Genomic DNA, 20,021 nt, shown 5'->3' on the forward strand with positions numbered 1-20,021 from the left:
CGTCTCCACTCACCCTCGCTTCATGGCCCTCTGTTTCTCCCGAGCCCGACGCACTGGCGCGGTCGCACCGACCGCGAGACTCCCGGGAGGCGATGACGGTTGCGGGCCCTGGCGGCGCCAAGGGGAGCGCATGGCGCAGCGCCCTCGCGGCCCAGCTGGCGTTTCGCGGGGCCCTTGGCGACGTGTCCGGCTCCACGCGCCGCATCTCCGAAGCACTCTCCAGACTCAAGACGAGCCAGCGGGGCATCGCCGGCAAAGCCGCCGGTCTTTTCGTCCGTTACCTCGAGTATGGCGACCGCCAACTGCAATGGATTGACGCCGAACTCGCTGCAGCCACCCGGCTGGCTCACACCGCCTCGGAGGTGGCGGACCCGGACATGCAACTCGCCTTGCTGCGCCTCGCCGGCCCCCGGCTCGAAGCCGCCATGCTGGGCTCGCTCCTGCTCGCGGCATGGCTCGACTTGCTCCAGTTCGTCGATGGGGTGCTCCAACAGGGTCTCAACAGCCTGGAGACGCTGCTCGTGGACATGGAGCGCTGGCGCAAGAGGATGGCGCCCGTCATGACGGCGCTCTCCTCCCTGGAGCCCGAGCAGATGGAGGCAGCGGCGAAGGACGCCCCCGCGCTCATGGACCATCTCTCCGATGAGTTCAATTCGACCGCGGAGCGCATCCGCGTGGCGATGAAGCGCGGCGAGCAGGCGATTCTGTTGGCCCAGCTCGTCGAGACGCTCACCCTGCTATCGGCGATGAAGTTCTCGCTGCCCACACTGCCGCCGTCCGCACCCGCCACGCTCGGAGTGGGCCTGATGGTGGGCGGCGACGGTGTGATGATGGGCACGCGGATGGTCGTGTCCGCCGAGTGGGTGGAGAGCATGCGCCGGTTGGTGCGGGCGGGCGTCATTTCCCTTCCCGCCGTCGGCGCGGCCGTGCGGATTCAGGCCGGCCAGGTGATGATGGCGCAGTCTCAGGACGAGCTGCCCAAGGGGGTGCGCGACGCACTCGGCGACGGGCCCGAGGTGCGGGGCATGCGCGCGACGGACAGAGCGGGGGCAGGCATGAACGAGCCACCGCGACACCATGTCCTGCCCAAGGAGTTCCGCGAGTGGTTCGAGCAGCGCGGCTTCACCGGCGAGATGGACATCGACCAGTTCTGCGTCAAGTTGGAGCAAGCTCACCACGAGGCCATCCATGGCGGTGGGAAGTGGATGCTGGGCCGCACCTGGCCCGGTGAGTGGAACCGGATGCTCATGAAGGCGCTGCGCGAAGCCGAGGTGGACGCTGGACGGATGTTGACGCGAAACGAAGTCCTGGACGTCGTCGTGGGCTACATGAAGCGCTATGACCTTCCGATGAAGTTCATTCCGTGGAGAGGGCGATGAGCGAGGGACGCTCCTGGGACGGCAACTGGAAGGTCCGCCTGTACGAGCGGGTCCACGAGCGCGGTTATCGTTCACTCACCGCCTTCTCCGAAGAGCGCCCCACCGCCTCGTTGGTTGAGCTCGCCGAGGAGCTTGGTCAAGGTGACATCAACGCGGTGCAGGTATTCCATGGGTTGGTCTCCGAAGCGGAACGGAGCCATCAGCTCACGCGTTTGACGCGCAGCCAGTTCGTACGTGAACTGTACGAGTGCCTTCCCAACGGCTGGCCGACCGTGATGGATGACGCAAATCGTTTCAAGCTAGCAAAGGCGCTCGGCTCGTGGAGCGCGTTCACCCCAGAAAGCCATGAAGAGCGTGTCAGACAGGCCAGGGCAGCGCTTCGCGCCACGCCACCTCCGCCCGGCTGGCGCCCGCTCGGCCCCAACGACGAGCTTCTGCTCACGCTTCTGCCTGACGAGGAGGTCTGAACTCCACCCCGCGAATGGAGGACTCCTTCGCGGAGCTCCTGGAGAAGGCGCCGTCCAACCGCTGACCACCAGGGCCAGGACTCAGTGCCCCATCCACCGCGTGGGCGAACCCGGCGGCGCCGTGCGCGTCGAGCCCGGCCTCACGGGCTCCAGCGCCTTGGGTCCATCCGGCCGCGCCATGCGCTCGCGCGTCATCGCGTCCAGCAGCACGCCTCCCAGCAGCAGCCCCATGAACAGCGCCGACACCGGGAGGGCCACCCGCCGGGCGCCTGGTTGCTCCACCAGGTGCATGAAGAACATGGCCACCAGCACCGTCTTCGCCACGGCGATCAGCAGCGCCACCGGCAAGGACCAGGGCCCCAGGTTCAGCTTCGTCCCCAGCCACCAGGTCACCACCGACAGCGCCGCCAGCACCGTCCACACGCCCACGTAGCCCCAGGCGCTCTTCTCCGCGCTCCTCGCCATGACGTGCTCCTCACTCCACCAGGTACAGCAGCGGGAAGATGAACAACCAGAAGATGTCCACGAGGTGCCAGTACAGCCCACCCACCTCCACGGGCACGTGATAGTCCGCCGTGTACTTCCCGGACATGGCCCCCAGGACGAGCCAGCCCAGCACCCCGAGCGCCACCAGCATGTGCAGGGCATGCAGCCCCGTGAGCAGGAAATAGAGCGTGAAGAAGAGGCTCCCGCCGCGCACCGGCAGGTCCTCCAGCCGGTAGTACTCCCCGGGCAGCGCTCCCTCCTTCCAGTGCTCCCAATACTCCCAGCCCTTGATGACGAGGAAGCCCACCCCGAGCAGGATGGCCACCAGCAGCACTCCCGCCGCGGAGAACTGTTTCCCCTGGCGGATGAAGTGCACCGCCAACACCACGAACAGGCTGCTCGTCACCAGGAGCAGCGTCTGCACCAGGGCCCCTTCCGCCTTCAGGTGCTTGCTCGCGGCGATGAACACCTCCGGGAAGTAATAGCGATAGAGCGCGTACCCCACGAACAGGTTCGCGAAGAGCAGCACCTCCGAGCCCAGGAAGATCCACATCCCGAGCTGCGCCGCCTCGCTCTGCTTCTCCCGGCCGCCGAAATACTCCCGCCACGGCGAGGCCTCAGTAGACACGGGGCGCTCCTGGCTCGGTGTAGTCGTGGACCTCGCGCTCGAAGCGAGGCGCCTCGGTGAAGTTGTGCGGCACGGGTGGCGAGGCGCTGAACCACTCGTATCCCCGCGAGCCCCACGGGTCCGCCGGGCTCACCTTCCCGTAGCGCAGGGACCACAGCAGATAGAGCGCGATGAGCGAGAAGCCAAACGCCAGCAGCGACGCACCGGCCGTGCTCAGCACGTTGAGCCACTGCATCTCGCGCGGGTATTGGTACGAGCGCCGGGGCATGCCCATGTTCCCCAGGAGGAACTGCGGCAGGAACGTCACGATGAAGCCGAAGATGATGGTGCTCGCCGCCAGGAACGACCAGCGCTCCGGGTAGAGCCGTCCGAACATCTTCGGCCACCAGTAGTGCAGCGCGGCCAGGAAGGCCATGAGCACCGAGCCCACCATGATGTAGTGGAAGTGGGCCACGACGAAGTACGTGTCATGCCAGTGCACGTCCAGCGACGTGGTGGCCACCGCCACGCCCGTCATCCCGCCGAACGTGAGCAGGAAGATGAACCCCAGCACGTAGAGCAGCGGCACCTTCAAGTCGATGGCCCCGCCATACATCGTCGCCACCCAGTTGAAGATCTTGATGGCCGTGAAGATGGCCACCAGCATGCTCAGCACCCCGAACACGCCCGAGCCGAACGTGGACTGGCCCGACACGAACATGTGGTGTCCCCACGAGAAGAAGCCCACGAACGCGATGCCGAACGTGGACGCGGCGATCATCCGGTAGCCGAAGATGTTCTTGCGGCTGAACGCGCACACCACCTCGGTGATGACGCCCATGGCGGGCAACACCATGATGTAGACGGCCGGGTGCGAGTAGAACCAGAACAGGTGCTGGAAGAGCACCGGGTCGCCCCCGCGCGAGGGATCGAAGATGCCCGCGCCCACCACGCGCTCCATCGCCACCAGCACCAGCACCATGGCGAGCACCGGCGTGGCCACCACCTGGATGACGGACGTGCCGTAGATCGTCCACACGAAGAGCGGAATGCGCGTCCAGTGCATACCCGGCGCCCTCAGCGTATGCGTGGTGGTGATGAAGTTGAGCCCGGTGATGATGGTGGAGAAGCCGATGATGAAGACGCCCAGGAGGATGGGCGTCACGGCCGTGGGCGAGGTGGTGCTGTAGGGCGTGTAGAACGTCCAGCCCGTGTCCGCGCCGCTCCACAGCATGCCAAAGAGCGTGAGCGCCGAGCCCGCCGCGTAGATATACACCGAGGCCAGGTTGAGCCTCGGGAAGGCCACCTCCTTGGCCCCGAGCATGAGCGGCAGCACGAAGTTGCCGAACGCCGAGGGGATGGCTGGAATCATGAACAGCCACACCATGATGACGCCGTGCAGGGTGAACACGCGGTTGTACGTCATGGGGCCCATGATCGTGGGCCCGGGCGTGAGCAATTCCAGACGCAGCAGCATCGCGAAGGTGCCCCCGAGCAGCAGCGCGAAGAGCGTCAGCACCAGGAACATCACGCCAATGCGCTTGTGGTCGCGCGTGAGCAGCCACGAGCGCGCCGTCGTCTCGTGGGAGAGATAGGTGGTGGCTGGCGGGCTACTGGGCGCCGATGGGCTCATACACGGGCCCTCCTGTCTGGATGAACCGCCGCGGCGAGCCGCGCAGCGACTTGATGTACTCGAGCAGCGCCGCCACCTCCGCCGCCTCCAACCGCCCCTGGTACGAGGGCATCACGGGTTCGAACCCCTCCACCACTTGCTCCAGCGGCTGCATCATCGACTCGGTGAGATAGGCCTCGTCCGCCACCACCGTGGTGCCCCCCACCAGGCGCTCCTGCTTGCGATACAGGCCCCTCCACGTGGGCCCGATGTGCGCCGTGCCATCCACTGAGTGGCAGCGCAGACACCCCTGCTCCGCCGCCACGCGCTCGCCCCGTTCGATCAGCGAGCCCCGCTCGGCCACCATCAACTCTCCATGAGGCGCCTCGGCCGAGTAGCGCACCGCCTGGAGCGCGGGCTCCTGGGGCGTCTTCCGCTCGGCCACGCTCGGCGTCGCGTCCCGCTTCTCCATCGGCCCCTCGCGCTGCTCGCGCAGCCACGCCGCGTAGTCCTCCGGCGAGAGCGCCACCACCTCGGCCCACATCTCCGAGTGTTTCAGCCCGCAGTACTCCGCGCACATCACCCGGTAGCGGCCCGGCCGCGTCACCTCGAACCACGCCTGCGTGTAGGCCCCGGGCAGCGCGTCCTGCTTCACGCGGAACGCCGGGACATAGAAGGAGTGGATGACGTCCTGGCTGGTGAGCAGCAACCGCACCGGCCGGCCCACCGGTACCCGCAGCACGCCCACGGCGTTGGGGCCCTCGGCGTGGGTGAACTTCCACATCCACTGCTTGCCCACCACGTACACGTCCATGGCATCCGTCGGCGGCGTGCGCATGTGCACGAAGTCGTGGTAGCCGATGAAGAACCACGCGAGGAAGACGCTCAGCGGCGCTCCCACGAAGACCACCTCCCACGCGAGCGACGTCTGGACCTTGCGCGTGGTCTGTGAATCCGAGCGCCGCCGGTAGCGAATGAGGAAGAACCCCGTCAACCCGAAGATGAGCGTGGCCATGAACATGGCCGTGCTGATGATGACGTAGTGCAGGAAGTCCACGTCCCGAGCGAAGGTGGAGGCCTGCTCGGGCAGGAAGAGCACCCGGCGGAAGAGCTCGTTGAGCGTCATGGCGTCCCCGCCTCTCCCCCAGGACGCTGTCCGCTCAGCACCCGCTCGATGCCCTGCTCGATGGGGAGGTGCACCACGCCGGCGTCCCGATCCACCCAGCCCTCGCCGTGCAGCCGCCGCGCCTCGGCGGCCTTCTCCTCGTCCGCGCGGGTGTCCAGCACGATGAGCCCCGTGTTCACCAGGTTCACCTCCGGCGAATCCAGCCGCCTTGGCTCCCGGGGGCCCGCGGGGAGGAGATGGGCCTCGCGCGCCTGGAGCTGCCGCCACGTGAGCCACCCGAAGACGGTGAAGACGAACAGCGCCCCGGCGAGCACCGCCGTGACGGCCCACCCGCTCACCGGCGCCTTGTCCCTCTCGGGCGTCTTCCATTCCCCCGGGGTGTCGCCGCTCATTCGTCGTACCCCAGCGAGTCGGCCAGGAACGGGTCCCCCACCGGCGCGGTGGCGTGTCCGCGCAGCCGCCACAGGGTGAAGGCCACCACCGAGCCCCCCAGCCCCAGGAAGGCCGTGAGGTCCGTCCAGGACAGGCTCGGCCCCTCGGGGCTCACCACGGGAATCACCAGCCACCAGGTGTCCACGCCGTGCGCGAGCAGCAGCCACACGGCCAGAGTCCCCAGCGTGCGGCGGTGTTGTTTGAACGGCCGCGACAGCAGGATGAACAGGGGCAGCACGAAGCGCGCGCCCACCACGAAGAGCGCCACCGGCTCCCACGCCCCCTTGGCGCGCAGCACGTACCAGGGCACCTCGCGCGGCACGTTGGCGATCCAGATGAGGAAGAACTGGCTGTAGGCCATGTAGGCCCAGAAGAGGCTGAAGGCGAAGAGGAACTTGCCCAGGCTCGCCAGGTGCGAGGCATTGACGAGCTCGCCATACAACGCGGGCCCGCGCGCCAGCACCGTGGCCAGCGTCAGCATCGCCAGCGCCCCCACGAAGGCCCCGGAGAACCAGTACAGCCCATACACCGTGGAGACGAAGAGCGGCTCGAGCGACATGAGCCAGTCCAGCGCCGCGAAGGACATGGCCAGCGCCACCACCGGCAGCGAGCCCGTGCCCAGCCACCGCTGCCACCGGGTGAGCCGCGCGTCCTCCGTGCCATCCTGGCGGCGGGACCAGCGCAAGAGCAGCTCGCCCACGGCGATCCACACCCCGAAGTACACCGCCGAGCGCACGTCCCAGAAGGGCCGCTGGAGCCAGGCGCGCTTGTGCTCGAGCTTCCTCAAGTCCTCCGCGGACCACGCGGGCACGGCGCCCATCCACGGGTAGAGCAGGTGCGCTCCCGCGAGCAGCGGCAGGAAGAAGAGGGCCAGGAGCGGAAGACTCGCCGCCATCGTCTCCAGCATGCGCCGCAGCACCACGGGCCAGCGTGCCCGGGACGCGTGCCAGGTGCCCAGCAGCAGCAGCGACGCCACCGCCAGGCCCGCCCAGTACGCGAAGGCGAACAGGTAGGAGAACAGCGCGCGCCTCGGCTCCTCTCCGAAGCCCACGCCCGTCAGCACGAGCCCCGCCACCCCCACCGCCGCCGCGGTCCTCGTGGCCTCCAGCCCTCCCGTGAAGGGCCCGAGCGCCTTCGTCATGGCGCCTTCTCCTGGAGCAGCCGCTCGCGCGCCTCGGGCGGCACGTCCTCCAGCCGCACGCGCTGGCTCGCCTGGAGCGCGCGCACGTAGGCCACCACCGCCCAGCGTTGCTCGGGCGTCAGCTTCTCCGCGTAGCCCGGCATCAATCCGAAGCCCCGGCCGATGACGTTGAAGTAGTGGCCGTCCGCGTACGGCGGCAGCACCAGCAGCGACGGCGGCGCGCGCACCCCCATCTTCCGCGCCACCGGGCTCACCCCGTCTCCGCGCACGCCGTGACACGTGGCGCAGTAGATGTCGAAGGACTTGTGCCCTTGCTCCAGGAGTTCGCGCGTGAGCGTCAGGGGAATGCCCGCGCTCGTCTCCACCGTGTCCCCACCCGTGCGCACGCGCCGGCTCCGGTCCTTGTACTCCCTCGGCACCGTGCCCGGCGGGGGCACGCGCATGGCGCGCTCGTCCGCGAAGACGTCGCTCTCCCGGTAGGCCATCGCCTTGGGCTGGTCCTTCATCCCCGCCCACCCCTGGAAGTCCACGGAGCAGCCCATCAGCGGCCCCACCACCGCCAGCACACCGAGGAAGTGCCTCATGCCGTCTCCTCCACCACCGAGGCCGTCCGCGCCTCCAGGGCGCGCAGGTGCTCGAGCACGGACTCCGTCCGGGCCGCGTCCTCCAGGGTGACGCTCACCCAGAAGCCCCCCGTGGACGCCGAGCGGAAGGACTCCAGCTCGAAGAGCGGGTGGTGCGGCCGGGGAAAGCGGAACAGCCCCATGAGCCCGAGGAAGATGGCCAGCGAGGCGAAGAGCACCATGGACTCGAAGGTGATGGGCACGAAGGCGGGCGCCGCGTGCGGCGGGCGGTTGCCCACGTTGAGCGGCCAGTCCACCGCGTTGCACCACCACTGCACCGTGTAGCCGAACACCGCGCCCGCCAGCCCCGCCCCCAGCGCGAAGAGCCGCACCGGCGAGGGCCGCAGCTCCAGCAGCGCGTCCACGCCGTCCACCGGGTAGGGCGAGAAGACATCCAGCGTCTCCTTCGCGTAGCCCAGCTCGCGCAGCCGCCCGAGCGCCCGCTTCACCTCGTCCCCCGAGCCGAACTCCCCCACCACCCAGTAGCGCATGGCTCAGGCCCCCTTCCCCGCCGCCCGGCTCAGCTCGTGATGCAGCTCTTTCACCTCGCTGATGGGCACGGGCGGGATGAAGCGCAGGAAGAGCAGGAAGAGGAACCCGAAGAAGCACATGGAGCCGCCGAGCAGCGACAGGTCCACCCACGTGGGCGCGTAGTGCGCCCAGCTGCTCGGCAGGAAGTCCCGCGCGAGCGAGGGCACGATGATGGTGAAGCGCTCCACCCACATGCCCAGGTCCACCGCCAGCGAGGTGAGCCACACCACCGCCAGGTTCTTCCTCGCCCACGAGAACCAGAAGAGGTGCGGCAGGAGGACGTTGGACAGCATCTGGAAGCGGAAGAGCCACGCCCACTCGCCCGAGCGCTGGAAGGCATACGCGGCCAGCTCCGTCTCGTCGCCGCTGTACCAGGCGAAGAAGTGCTCCTGCAGGTAGCCGTAGGACACCATCATCCCCGTGGCGAGCATCAGCTTGCAGAGGATGTCCACGTGCCGCTCCGTGATGACGTGGCCGAGGCCCAGGGGCCCTCGCACGGGCAGGAGCAGCGTGAGCACCAGCGCGAGCCCGGAGAAGATGGCGCCCGCGACGAAGTAGGGCGGGAAGATGGTGGAGTGCCAGCCGGGCACCTGGGCGATGGCGAAGTCGAAGCTGACGATGGTGTGCACGCTGAGCACCAGCGGCGTGGCCAGTCCCGCGAGCAGCAGGTAGCCCGTGCGCCAGTGGTGCCAGTGCCTCGCCGAGCCCGTCCACCCGAGCGAGAACAGCCCGTACCAGAACTGCCGCGCGCGTGTGGTCGCCCGGTCCCTCGCCGACGCCAGGTCCGGCAGCAGCCCCAGGTACCAGAAGAGCAGCGACACCACGAAATACGTGGTGATGGCCACCACGTCCCACGGCAGCGAGGAGCGGAACTGGGGCCACACCCGCATGGTGCTCGGGTAGGGGATGAGCCAGTAGAAGACCCACGGCCGCCCCAGGTGCAGGAGGGGGAAGAGCCCCGCCTGCATGACGGCGAAGAGCGTCATCGCCTCGGCGAAGCGGTTCACCGACGCGCGCCACTTCTGCTGGAAGAGCACGAGGATGGCGGAGATGAGCGTGCCCGCGTGGCCAAAGCCAATCCACCACACGAAGTCGATGATGCCGAAAGCCCACGCCACCGGGACGTTGTTGCCCCACGCGCCGATGCCCCGCGTGAGCGTCACGAGGATGGCCGCCACGAACAGGCCCGTGCCCCCGAGCGTCAGGAAGAACAGCGACCACCACACCCGGCCCGGCCGCCGGTGGATGGGCGCGAGCAGCGAGCCCGTGAGGCTCTCCGCGCTCTGGGTGCCCACGATGAGTGGTTCAGCCATGGTCCAGCTCCGGGTTGGGATGGCTGATGCGCGCGAGGTACACGGTGCGTGGGCGCGTGCCCTGCTCGTGCAGCACGTCGTAGCGCCGCGCGTCCCGGTGCCTGCGCGCCACCTCCGACTCGGGCTCGTGCAGGGAGCCGAAGACGATGGCCTCCGTCGGGCACACCTGCGCGCACGCGGACACGAGCGCCTTCGTGTCGATGGGCTCGAGCACCCTGCGCGCCTCGATGCGGGCCCGCTCGATGCGCTGCACGCAGTACGTGCACTTCTCCATCACCCCGCGCATGCGCACGGTGACGTCCGGGTTGAAGCCCAGTTGTTTCACCGGAGCCATGTCCCGGTGGTAGTTCAGGAAGTTGAAGCGCCGGACCTTGTAGGGGCAGTTGTTCGAGCAGTACCGCGTGCCGACGCAGCGGTTGTAGACCATCTGGTTCAGGCCCTCGTCCGTGTGGACGGTGGCGTTCACCGGGCACACGTACTCGCACGGCGCCGTCTCGCAGTGCTGGCACATCATCGGCTGGGGAATGGCGCGCGGCGCCTCGGGCGGGCCCTCGAAGTAGCGGTCCACCCGCAGCCAGTGCATCTCCCGGCTCCGCTCCACCTGCTCGGGCCCCACCACCGGGATGTTGTTCTCCGCCTGGCACGCCACCACGCACGCCCCGCAGCCCGTGCACCGGTTCAGGTCCACCGCCATCGCCCATTGGTAGGGCTCGCCGTACTTGAACGGGTCGTACAGGCTCTCCACCGGACCCTTGAGGTGCGCCAGGTACCGGGGCTTCTTCTCCTCGAAGTCCCCGAGCGTGTCGTGCAGGGCGATCTCCCGCCCCTTCATGACGCCGTGCGCCTGGGTCACCGCCAGCCGCCCCTGGCCCTCCCCCTTCTCCACCTGGAGCCCGGAGGCGAACCACGGCGCGTCCTCGTGCCGCAGCGCATAGGCGGGGGTGCCCAGCACCTCGCGCTCCGGCGTCGGCCCCTCGCGCCCCCAGCCCAGCTCCAGGGACACCGTGTCATCCGCGTGCCCGGGCAGCACGTACACCACCGCCTCCACCGTCCGTCCGCGCAGCGTCAGCCGCACCCGGTCCCTCGTCCCGAGCCCCAGCCGCCCCGCCGTGGTGGGGCTCACCAGCGCCGCGTTGCCCCACGTCAGCGTCGTCAGGGGATCCGGCAGCTCCTGCAACCACGCGTTGTGGAAGAAGCGCCCGTCGTGGACCTTGTAGCCGGGCAGCAGGTTGAGCTCGAGCCCCGGTGCGCCCCCGGGCGCCGGGGAGCCACCGCCCGCCGCCACCGCCTCCACATCCACGGACGCCTCGACCTCGGGGGCCTGGGTGCCCGGGAACGCGCCCACCGCGAGCCCCTGCTCCCAGGCGTCCTCGAAGGCGGGCCCGTTGCCCCCGAGCCGCCGCGCCCAGCTCGCCTTCACCAGCTCGTACGACGAGCGCTCCGCCACGCCCGCGAAGGGCGCGAGCACGTCCAGCTCCGTGAGCCCTCCGAAGATCGGCTGGATGAGGGGCTGGATGACGCTCGCCGTGCCGTCCACCGCGCGCGTGTCTCCCCAGGACTCCAGCACGTGCGCCGCCGGGAGCACCCACCCACAGCGCCGCGCCGTCTCGTCCGTCCGGTAGGCCCGGTAGATGGAGTGGGGCACCGCGCCCAGCGCCTGGCCCAGGTCCACGCCCGCCGGAGCCGAGGACACGGGATCGAACGCCGTCACCACCAGGGTGTCCACCCGGCCCGAGCGCGCCGCCTCGGCCAGCTCGCGCAGCACCCCCGGCCCCGTGGGCCGCCCCGTGTCCACACCGGGCTCGTGCAGCGTGACGAGCCCCGGCTGACTGCCCAACGCCGCGTTGAGCCCATGCGCCAGCGCATGCACCCGGGCGGGCTGCCGAGGCCCCACCACCACCACCGCCCGAGCCCCTTGCCGGGCGAGATCCGCCGCCACCGCGCGCACCTCCCGCGCCCGCTCGGGCCACGCGGGGGCCCGCTCTCGCCAGGGCGCCAGGCGCTCGAGTCCGTGCTCCCGCGCGAGTTCCCCCGCCACCGCCAGGGCGAAGCGCTCCACCTCCGAGGGCCGCAGGGGGAAGCGGTGATCCGCGTTCATCCCCGTGACGCTGAAATGACTCTCGGCCACGTACAGCCGGCCCATGGCCTCGCGCTCGGGCGTGCGCGAGCGGGCGAAGGCGCGCGCGTCGCGCAGCGCGGAGGGGCCCTGGGTGAGGAAGTCCGCGTCCAGCGCGAGCACCACCCGCGCCTCGTCGTAGCGCACCCGCGTCTCCAGCGGCCGGCCGAAGGCGAGCCGCGCCCCCTCGTGCACCGCGTCCCGCGAGAGCGCGTGGTGCGCCTCCACCCGCGCCCGTGGGAAGCGCTGGCGGATGCGCTCCACCAGCTCTCTCCGCGTGGGCGAGGCCGAGGGCTCCAGGAGCAACCACAACCCCTCGCCGCCCTTCGCCTCCAGCGCGCGCGCGCGCCCGGCATGGACCTCCAGGTACTCCGCGAGCGTGCGCGGGGCGCCGCGCAGACTCACCCCCCGCGTGCGGGACGGATCATAGAGGTCCACCGGCAGCGCCTGGGCCTGGGGGCTCGTCGCTCCGAGGCTCAGGGGGTGATCCGGATTGCCCTCCACCTTCGTGGGCCGCCCCTCCCAGGCCGTCACCACGAGCCCCGCCGCGTAGCCCTCCCACTCCCACGCCGTGGCGTAGGCCTGGGGCACGCCGGGCGTCACCTCGGGCGGATTCTGGGTGTAGGGCAGCACCTTCTCCGCGGGCCGCTTGCACGCCGCCAGCCCCGCGAGCGCCGCCGTCGTCCCCACGAGCTGGAGGAAGCGGCGCCGGTCCATGCCCTCGGGCGGAGCGCTCGCGCCCGGGGGGAACTCGCCCTCGGAGGCCTCCACGTCCCCGTGCAGTTCCTCCAGACTCCGCCACGCGCGGGGACGCGCGTCCTGGATCACGGGCAGCGGGTAGCGGTCGGTCAGCGATGACATGTCGTGCAGTCCGTTCGCGGATGGACGTCGAGGAGGCGCACCAGGGCCTCGGGAGAGGGGTCCTCCGGGCCGCGCTCCCAGCGCATCGAGGTGATGGCCGACAGGGGGCGCAGCGAGGGAGCCGGGTCCCGGTGACACTCCAGGCACCAGCCCATCGACAGCGGATGCACCTGGGAGACGGACGGCATCAGGTCCACCCGCCCATGGCAGGTGACGCACCCCACGCCCTTGGCCACATGGATGGAGTGGTTGAAGTAGACGAAGTCCGGCAGGTCATGCACGCGGCGCCAGACCAGGGGGCGGTCCGCGAAATAGGACTGGCGCACGGGCTCCAGCAGCGGGCTCTGGTTCCAGATCTGCGCGTGGCAGCCCATGCAGGTGGCGAGCGACGGGTAGCCCGCGCTCGAGGACACCTCGACGGTGTGGTGGCAGTAGCGGCAGTCGATGCCCTCTTCACCGGCGTGGTGACGGTGATCGAATTGCACGGGCTGGGCCACGGGCTGGCGCATGTTCTGCGCGAGCGGACTCCGGGCGTAGAGCCAGAGGATTCCGACACCCACCACGGGCGTGGCCAACAGGCCCAGGGCGGCGACACGCGCCACGGTGTTGGCGCGAGGTGTGAAGATCCAGGCCATGAAAAGGTGCCGTCGACCCTAGAGAAGGCAGACAGGCACGACAATCACGCGGCCCAGGCTCTATGCACTGGTGAACCGCGACCCGCGGTGAAGCGTTGGGCGTCATGCAATGCATTGAGCCTGGATGCCCACCCGGGGGCATGCCGAGCGGGCCGCATCCCGTTGCATGGACCCCGCACCACCCCGGGTGCGGACTCCATCTTCCAGGAGGACCCCGCTCCGGAGCGACCTCATGAATTCCTCCAGGTATCAGGATCGGTATGACGCGGGACGCGCGCTGGCCGAGCGACTCGGCGCCTGGCGAGGCCGCGCCGACGTCTTGGTGCTGGCGCTGCCGCGCGGAGGTGTCCCCGTGGGCTTCGAGGTGGCCCGGTCGCTCGGAGTCCCCCTGGACATCTTCCTCGTGCGCAAGCTCGGCATGCCCGGAGACGAGGAGGTGGCCCTGGGCGCCATCGCGGCGGGGGGCGTGCGGGTGCTCGACCAGGAACTCATCGAGCAGTGCGGCATCGGCCCGGAGGCGCTCGCCCGGTTGACGGAGCGCGAGGAGCGGGAGATCGCCCGGCGCAACCGCCTCTACCGGGGCGAGCGGCCGGCGCCCGACGCGCACGGCCGCACGGTCATTCTCGTGGACGATGGACTGGCCACGGGCGCCACCATGAGGGCCGCCGTGGAGGCGCTGCGCAAGGAAGCGCCCGCGCTCATCATCGTGGGCGTGCCCGTGGCCGCGAAGGAGACGTGCGAGGCGCTGCGGGACGAGGTGGATGACATCATCTGCGCCCGTACCCCCGAGCCCTTCTGGGCCGTGGGGGACTGGTACCAGGACTTCGAGCAGACCTCGGATGAGGAAGTGCAACAGTTGCTACAGCGGGCGGCCCAGGAGCACGTGGGCGCTCATTCCCAGGGAGCGCTCGGCCACGAGAGTCTTTGAACGAAAATGCCCAGGGCTCCATCGACCGAGAATAGCGGAGCTAGTCAGCGCTCAACAGACCGCTCACAGCGGAGCGGTCCCACCCTTCTTCAGGAGTTTCGCCGCCACGCGGAAAAGGTCTGGCATGTCGAGGCGCTCGTCCTGGCGTCGGAACATGACGCCAATACGCTTGAGTGCCATGTAAAGATTTCTTTCATCCGCATCCTCTTGCTCAGGGAACGGAGGCAGATAGCCGTGCCGCTTAGCGCTTTCAACCGCCTCGCTGACCGTCTTCGCTTTCTTCCACACCTTGAAGACCTCTTTTTCATCGCACGGAAGTAGAAGACCCGCGAGCGGAGCCAACACTCCTTTAATCCACGGGAATTCGTCGTGAAGCTGGTCAACGCGCATCTTCGAAGCCGCGCGTAGCCCGTGCCGAATGCCCTCCGGAGTGATGACACGATCCTCTGGGGGTGACTCGCCATATTTCGCCGCGCCGATGGATAGGCTTAGGAAACTCCTTGGCGTAACCTCATCAAATGCATCACCCAAATGCTTGAGCGGCCAATCGTAGGTGTTTCCCTTTTTGTGTCCGTGCGGCCCCGGCGCCATGTGGGCCCCCGCCAGCGCGGCCATCAACCGACGCTGACTCTGCTCATCATGAGCAAGCGGCCATTGCCTCGCAAGAATCTGATCATAGGGCACCCATGGCAAACTCAGCGATGCCAGAAGGCGTTTAAAAGAGTCAGCCGCATGGCCAGTAGATAGACGCGCGAAGAAAAGAGCGTACAGGTCAGTACCACTCCAAGTAAGACGCACAGCGCCAGTACGCAACTTCGGTAACTCCACGAACCGCAAGGACTCGTCCTCAAGTTGATCTGGACGAAGGAAGAGCTTCGGACGAATCGCACGCCATGCTCTCATCGCCCAGACGACCTCAAGCAGTGCCAAGGTGAGCATACGTCGCCGTTTCCAAGATGACGCTAATGTGTCGAGAGCATCGTACACGATGAGTAGCGTCGAACCATGTGCCTGCAATCTGCGGGCATGCGCCGTTATCATCGCCTCGCGCTGCTCGATGTTGGCTGCAACATCGAGGAATTCCTTCGGCCTGCGCGCGGTGCGGCCTACGGAACTATCTATCGCACGCAGGATAGTCGCCCACCAGAACACGCGCGCCTCGTCGATGGCTGCCCTCGGCGATACACACTCGTCCAGTTTCTCCTTGTCGACCCCTTCTGGTCCTGCCAATCCAGTGTAGCCAAACCGGACATCAAGTTGATCCAAACCCAAGCGAGGATAGGCCTTGGCCGTGGCCGCCCGAAGCGAAGGATCTCCCAGTACGCCTGCCCAGAAGCTCTTCCCGGTGCCGCGGGAACCTTGCACGATGGTCGATGCGGGATCGAGCGCCGCCGAGTGGGTCGCAGGAGCATAGACTTCGCGCTCGGCCGGTGCTTGCACACCATGTGCGTCACTCGACGATTCGGCAGGCCACGACGCTAACTCGTCTCGAAGAGCAACGAAATCCTTGTTGGTCGTAGTCACGACGAGACCTCATTTTTTGGGAAAACGGCGCCTTCGACACGTTCGAGAATTGCGCCGAAAGTACTTCGGTAAACCTCCTCGGAGAGCAAATCACGCCGACGAAGAGGGTCGAATCGTTCGAAGCGGTCATCGCGCAACACCGCAATGGGCTCAAGCAGCGACCACTCTGGCGGTAGAACTTCTTCATCGGGAACTTGTTCGTTCCACGGAACATCGCGAAAACCTTCTGGTATCTGTACTTCCCTCGGCGCCACCCACGCTGTCGCTAGTGGGCCATGCTCTCTCACCATCGATTGCCACCGCTGGTTGAACTCCGATCGAGCGATGGCGTCAACGGGCGCCTTGGCCTGAACGGGAGTGAGTCGTTCAACCCATTCGGGTACCAGCGACCCAGGAGGTACAAGTCGGGCCAAATGTGCGAGCAGCGCGGTATATCCTTGAAAGGTCTGCTCCTCGTGGAGACCGAATAGCAGCACATCTGCGCCGAGTCCCAGCACAGCAGACGCAGTGGTTTCGTGTAGCCCCGCACGGGCATCGACAAGAATGGCGTCATAGCCGCCAGCGCTCGCGAGCCGATCTATCAGGTCGCGGACTTGATCCAGGATCGTTGCCACCGACCCATCGGGACGGATGTCTTCCGCGTATGCGCGTGCGAGCTTACCTAGGATATCCCCAGGATTATCCAGCGAACGACGTCCAAACGCTGGAACGACGTCAATCCGCCCCCCACGGCTCGCCAGGGACGAAGGACCAATCAGATCAGAGAGAAAGCTGTCATTGAGTTCGTGGAGGTTGTTCTCCACCAGAGCATCAATGGTTCCGAATTCAGGGAGAATGTCTCGAGTGAGCAGCAAGGCCCCTAATCCAGGCGCCTCAAGGTCCAGATCGACAGCCAACACCCGACCACCTCTCGCAGCCAAATGAGCTGCTACAACCGATAATGAGGTCGAGCGTCCTACACCCCCCTTCAAGCTGGCAAATACGAAACGAGGCGGTGGGGGCGCAAGTTCCGCAGGTTTCCGCAGCCAGTCAGCGCCAACGAGTCGGCGGTCCGCTAAACGAACAGTACGCTGACCAACTCGGCACTGAAGCACCGATGAATCCTCCAGGATCTCTTTCGCTCCGAAATCGGACGGTCCCACAAGAACGCGATCAGTGCGCGCGTAGGCGCGTAGCTCCCCCAATAAACGGGTTGCGAGTCGTTGGGAGCGTTCGGCGTCAAGAGGGTACCCTGCAAAGAAGGCCAGTCGTCCAGAGGCATCACGCAGAACAACTCCTGCAGCAAGGCCCTCATCACCGAGTTCAGCAGCAACCGTCTCAACCAGTCGCGGCAAGCTATCATCGAAGAAGACATTGGCGTCGAAGGTCATGCTCTCTCCATAAGGTTGATAGCTTTCACTGCCTGCTCTTCCCAGTCTTTGACAGGTTTATTGCGGATGTCGTCCGCACGGGCGTAACGAATTTTGATTTCCCATTCATTCAGGAATCGATCGCTCTCAATGAGCCGACGCAGCTCCTGCGCACGGCGACTTGAAAGCACGTCCCGCAGGACTGTTCGCAATTGGGGAAAATGAGCATACAGCACGTCGTCACGACGCGCCTCAGGAATGGTCTGAGCCACAGCCTTGAGAGCACATTCGGCAGCAAGGCCGAATAAATAGGCCGCGACATCGGCTCTCCCGTCGGAATCCAACTTTCTCGCTGCATCCAGAAGCCGCCGGGCCGCTGTAGGCATATCCGGAGTATAGGCCATCGCACACCTCCCCTGATGCGCTCTGTAGCAGGCCACAAGGTAGGCGCAAGCTCTTCGATACAGGCCCATGGGCTTCGAGACGGAAGCGCGTTGCGCCCCCGGAACACGTCCATCCGGAGAGACGGACTGCTTCGTGGCCGCCGGAGGAGTGGACGCCGCGCTGGCGCTACGCGAGTCCCGGGGAGATGTGGCCCGAGCGCAGGCCATGATGTCCAGGGGCAGACCCGAAGCCACGGGCGCCTGGGCGGCGAGGAACGAGGCGGGAACGAGGCGGGAACAAGGTCCGGGAAAGTGGCCACGAGGACGGACAACACCGCACGGCCCTCACTCAAGGGGAGCGGTGTGGTGGAGCGCCCTGGAGGTCTGGCCTCGCTGGTGGACGAGCATGCGGGCCTCACCCGAGAGGTGGTGGAGGCCAGATTGGCGCTGGCGGAACTCGAGGCCGCGGGCCCACGTCTGCCCAAGAACATGGCGACGCTCGAGAGGCAACGTCCCTCCGTGGATGCGCCGCCACCGGGAGCCGAAGGCAACCCGCGTTGGGTTGAGTACGTCGCCTACTACGAAAGACGCCTGGGGGAACTCCAGCAGGGCACGGCCGTTGAAGGGCCTCTGCGCTGGGTTCCCTACGAGAGGATGCGGGGATGGTTCGCCCGGGGACTGGCTTTCGAGCGACTCATGGTGGAGTTGTTGCGGGCCGACGCGAAACGCCCCAGGGCCGAGCGCCGCTTCCTCGGGGCCTTCCACACGCCTCGCGTCGAGACCTATGTGGGGGTGAGGAAGCCGGGTAGCGGGCTGCGCTTCGCGGATGTGCTCATCATCGAGGAGAGCGAACTCGCCGGAAGGCCGCCTCGCGTCGAGACGTTGAGCTTCAAGAGCCGTGACCTCTCGGTCCTGGAGGGAGACGCATTGAAGGCGCAGATGATCGAGGACGCGAGGGAAGCGCTGCGGAAATATGGCGGGACGCTGGACATCCGCCGAGACTCCCTCCAGTCCCTCCTCCGCGAAGGCAGCGAGGCCCCCGTCCAGAGGGTTCGCCTCGTCTACGAGGGGGGAGCGCTCAAACCCATGGACGTGGAGGACTGGAAGGCAGCCGTGAATGCAACCAAGGCCGAGGTTCCGGGAGTAGAGGTGCTATTCCAATGAAAGCACTGAGCGTGCATGACTTGAGGTCAGAGGATGGCCTTCGACTCACTTTCGACGGGGCCTACGACCCGCGGGCGACACGAGAAGACGCGCTAGGGCCCTTTCTTCAAGTGCTCGAGGAGCACGCGGGCGAGTGGATGCCAGACCTCGTGGGAGGCAAGCGGCAGCGGAAATACACTCGCGCGGCTTTCTGGAAGGCCCTGGAGGAGCGAAGTGGCGAAAGATATACGCACTGCGGGCTCTATCGCACTCAGTGGCCCGCGCTGGACATGCCGGTCGGTCTCTACCTACCGCCTCTTGCGCCCAGGTTGAGCATCATGGCCAAGGTGAAGCCCCTGTCCTTTTTCTCGGACAAGGAACGCTGTCACTCACTCGTGGAGATGGTGCGCGCCTGGGCCTGTCATTACCCGGTCACTCATGCCGCGGCCCACAGCGCGGCTGACAAGGAATTGGCGGGCTCGCCTCATTTCGGACGCGATGAGGAAACCGAGTCCAGAGACGGCTTCGACAAGATCTACGAGGTGTTCTGGCTCAACGTCTTCGGCCCGAAGCTGGTGGAAACCGTCGGCCGCGAACGCATGCTGTCCACGCCCGCGTGGCGCGTGGAGGAGTTGCCCAATGGCTGTGTCCTCCTGGTGACATGGCCCACCGCCTCGGACTTCGCCAGTGAGCAGGCACGCCTCGCCCAGGCCCGAGCCCACGTCCACCTGCGGCCGGACCTGGACTTCGACACCGTGCTGCACGCCCTACACGAGCGCAGTGCCAGGCTCGCCCCCGTCGAGCCCCACTTCCACTCCAACCTGGCACCCCTCCTCTCCCGCGTGGTGGACCGTGCCGCCGTTCACGAGCGCCAGAGCCGGATCGCCGAGTTCAACGCGTGGCAACCGCCAGAACCCGAGGAGTGGCGCCCCGCCGAGTCCGCCCTTCTCCCGGATATGGAAGATCCAGCGCGCGCTCGTGAGCACTATGGCGACCTCGCCGAACACCTCGTGGCGCTACTGCACACCGAGGTGCCCTCCGTCTTCGAGGCAACGCCCGAATCCCTCACGGACATCGACTTCTACTTCTGGCGTGAGGAGTTTCCCACCAGCCGCTTGAGGGAAAACATCGACGCGCACGCAATCCCCGCCATTGGCGCCTACCTGGGCGAGGTGCTGGTGCGCCGCCTGGGGGGCCAGTGGATTCCTCGCCAGAAGCTCGAGGAGGCCCAGGTGCGCGTGGGCAACCGCGTCTGGTTGCCCTTTGTCCGGGCCCGACAATACATGCGCTCGCGACAGGCGCTCCTGGACTACTCCCTCACCCTCCTCTTTCGCGTAGCCGAACGGTACCGCAGTTGAACAAACG

19 protein-coding genes are annotated in these 20,021 nt (G+C 67.4%); 5 read left to right on the forward strand and 14 right to left on the reverse strand.

Going from position 1 to position 20,021, the window contains the following annotated elements; all coding sequences use genetic code 11:
• Nucleotides 1–92: 92 nt before the first annotated feature.
• Nucleotides 93–1,379: a DUF2380 domain-containing protein gene (locus MEBOL_RS16365; RefSeq protein WP_342747776.1), complete on the forward strand. Its 1,287-nt coding sequence runs from the start codon at nucleotides 93–95 to the stop codon at nucleotides 1,377–1,379.
• Nucleotides 1,376–1,846, forward strand: a complete 471-nt coding sequence (locus MEBOL_RS16370; RefSeq protein ID WP_095982820.1) for an NUDIX hydrolase — start codon at nucleotides 1,376–1,378, stop codon at nucleotides 1,844–1,846. The genes MEBOL_RS16365 and MEBOL_RS16370 overlap by 4 nt, the downstream gene beginning before the upstream one ends.
• 81 nt (nucleotides 1,847–1,927) lie before the next feature.
• Here the strand turns inward: MEBOL_RS16370 and MEBOL_RS16375 are convergent, their stop codons facing one another.
• From MEBOL_RS16375 to MEBOL_RS16425, 11 genes are read right to left on the reverse strand one after another with little or no spacing between them, the layout of a single operon-like run.
• Nucleotides 1,928–2,311, reverse strand: coding sequence for a cytochrome C oxidase subunit IV family protein (locus MEBOL_RS16375; RefSeq protein ID WP_095978316.1), 384 nt, complete (start codon nucleotides 2,309–2,311; stop codon nucleotides 1,928–1,930).
• A gap of 10 nt (nucleotides 2,312–2,321) precedes the next feature.
• Complete coding sequence (locus MEBOL_RS16380; protein WP_095978317.1) at nucleotides 2,322–2,960, reverse strand: cytochrome c oxidase subunit 3 family protein; 639 nt, start codon at nucleotides 2,958–2,960, stop codon at nucleotides 2,322–2,324.
• Entirely contained in the window at nucleotides 2,950–4,572 is a 1,623-nt protein-coding gene (locus tag MEBOL_RS16385) for a cbb3-type cytochrome c oxidase subunit I (protein WP_095978318.1), read from the reverse strand. The genes MEBOL_RS16380 and MEBOL_RS16385 overlap by 11 nt, the downstream gene beginning before the upstream one ends.
• Nucleotides 4,550–5,677, reverse strand: coding sequence for a cytochrome c oxidase subunit II (gene coxB, locus MEBOL_RS16390; protein WP_095978319.1), 1,128 nt, complete (start codon nucleotides 5,675–5,677; stop codon nucleotides 4,550–4,552). The genes MEBOL_RS16385 and coxB overlap by 23 nt, the downstream gene beginning before the upstream one ends.
• Entirely contained in the window at nucleotides 5,674–6,069 is a 396-nt protein-coding gene (locus MEBOL_RS16395; RefSeq protein WP_095978320.1) for a hypothetical protein, read from the reverse strand. The genes coxB and MEBOL_RS16395 overlap by 4 nt, the downstream gene beginning before the upstream one ends.
• Nucleotides 6,066–7,250, reverse strand: coding sequence for a hypothetical protein (locus tag MEBOL_RS16400; RefSeq protein ID WP_095978321.1), 1,185 nt, complete (start codon nucleotides 7,248–7,250; stop codon nucleotides 6,066–6,068). The genes MEBOL_RS16395 and MEBOL_RS16400 overlap by 4 nt, the downstream gene beginning before the upstream one ends.
• Nucleotides 7,247–7,834, reverse strand: a complete 588-nt coding sequence (locus MEBOL_RS16405) for a c-type cytochrome (RefSeq protein WP_095978322.1) — start codon at nucleotides 7,832–7,834, stop codon at nucleotides 7,247–7,249. The genes MEBOL_RS16400 and MEBOL_RS16405 overlap by 4 nt, the downstream gene beginning before the upstream one ends.
• Nucleotides 7,831–8,364, reverse strand: coding sequence for a DUF3341 domain-containing protein (locus MEBOL_RS16410; RefSeq protein ID WP_095978323.1), 534 nt, complete (start codon nucleotides 8,362–8,364; stop codon nucleotides 7,831–7,833). Before MEBOL_RS16410 ends, MEBOL_RS16405 begins: the two co-directional genes overlap by 4 nt.
• Nucleotides 8,365–8,367: 3 nt before the next feature.
• Nucleotides 8,368–9,717 carry an NrfD/PsrC family molybdoenzyme membrane anchor subunit gene (nrfD, locus tag MEBOL_RS16415; RefSeq protein ID WP_095978324.1) on the reverse strand — a complete coding sequence of 450 codons (1,350 nt, stop codon included), beginning with the start codon at nucleotides 9,715–9,717 and terminating at the stop codon, nucleotides 8,368–8,370.
• Complete coding sequence (locus tag MEBOL_RS43660) at nucleotides 9,710–12,694, reverse strand: TAT-variant-translocated molybdopterin oxidoreductase (RefSeq protein WP_095978325.1); 2,985 nt, start codon at nucleotides 12,692–12,694, stop codon at nucleotides 9,710–9,712. The genes nrfD and MEBOL_RS43660 overlap by 8 nt, the downstream gene beginning before the upstream one ends.
• On the reverse strand, nucleotides 12,682–13,329 hold the full coding sequence (locus MEBOL_RS16425) for a cytochrome c3 family protein (RefSeq protein ID WP_095978326.1): 648 nt from the start codon (nucleotides 13,327–13,329) through the stop codon (nucleotides 12,682–12,684). Before MEBOL_RS16425 ends, MEBOL_RS43660 begins: the two co-directional genes overlap by 13 nt.
• Nucleotides 13,330–13,561: 232 nt before the next feature.
• Here MEBOL_RS16425 and MEBOL_RS16430 point away from each other — a divergent pair, with 232 nt between their 5' ends.
• On the forward strand, nucleotides 13,562–14,257 hold the full coding sequence (locus tag MEBOL_RS16430; RefSeq protein ID WP_095978327.1) for a phosphoribosyltransferase: 696 nt from the start codon (nucleotides 13,562–13,564) through the stop codon (nucleotides 14,255–14,257).
• Nucleotides 14,258–14,320: 63 nt separating this feature from the next.
• Here the strand turns inward: MEBOL_RS16430 and MEBOL_RS16435 are convergent, their stop codons facing one another.
• The 3 genes from MEBOL_RS16435 to MEBOL_RS41200 are packed head-to-tail and all read right to left on the reverse strand — an operon-like array spanning nucleotide 14,321 to nucleotide 17,534.
• Entirely contained in the window at nucleotides 14,321–15,781 is a 1,461-nt protein-coding gene (locus MEBOL_RS16435) for a hypothetical protein (RefSeq protein ID WP_095978328.1), read from the reverse strand.
• Nucleotides 15,778–17,151, reverse strand: coding sequence for a KGGVGR-motif variant AAA ATPase (locus tag MEBOL_RS41195; RefSeq protein ID WP_157775040.1), 1,374 nt, complete (start codon nucleotides 17,149–17,151; stop codon nucleotides 15,778–15,780). Before MEBOL_RS41195 ends, MEBOL_RS16435 begins: the two co-directional genes overlap by 4 nt.
• Complete coding sequence (locus tag MEBOL_RS41200) at nucleotides 17,148–17,534, reverse strand: HEPN domain-containing protein (protein WP_157775042.1); 387 nt, start codon at nucleotides 17,532–17,534, stop codon at nucleotides 17,148–17,150. The genes MEBOL_RS41195 and MEBOL_RS41200 overlap by 4 nt, the downstream gene beginning before the upstream one ends.
• 345 nt (nucleotides 17,535–17,879) lie before the next feature.
• Here MEBOL_RS41200 and MEBOL_RS16445 point away from each other — a divergent pair, with 345 nt between their 5' ends.
• Entirely contained in the window at nucleotides 17,880–18,677 is a 798-nt protein-coding gene (locus MEBOL_RS16445) for a hypothetical protein (protein WP_245919813.1), read from the forward strand.
• Nucleotides 18,674–20,014, forward strand: a complete 1,341-nt coding sequence (locus tag MEBOL_RS16450; RefSeq protein WP_095978331.1) for a hypothetical protein — start codon at nucleotides 18,674–18,676, stop codon at nucleotides 20,012–20,014. The genes MEBOL_RS16445 and MEBOL_RS16450 overlap by 4 nt, the downstream gene beginning before the upstream one ends.
• The last annotated feature ends 7 nt before the right edge of the window (nucleotides 20,015–20,021 follow it).

Origin of the sequence: Melittangium boletus DSM 14713 (assembly GCF_002305855.1) — a bacterium.
In the GTDB taxonomy this organism is placed as follows: domain Bacteria; phylum Myxococcota; class Myxococcia; order Myxococcales; family Myxococcaceae; genus Cystobacter; species Cystobacter boletus.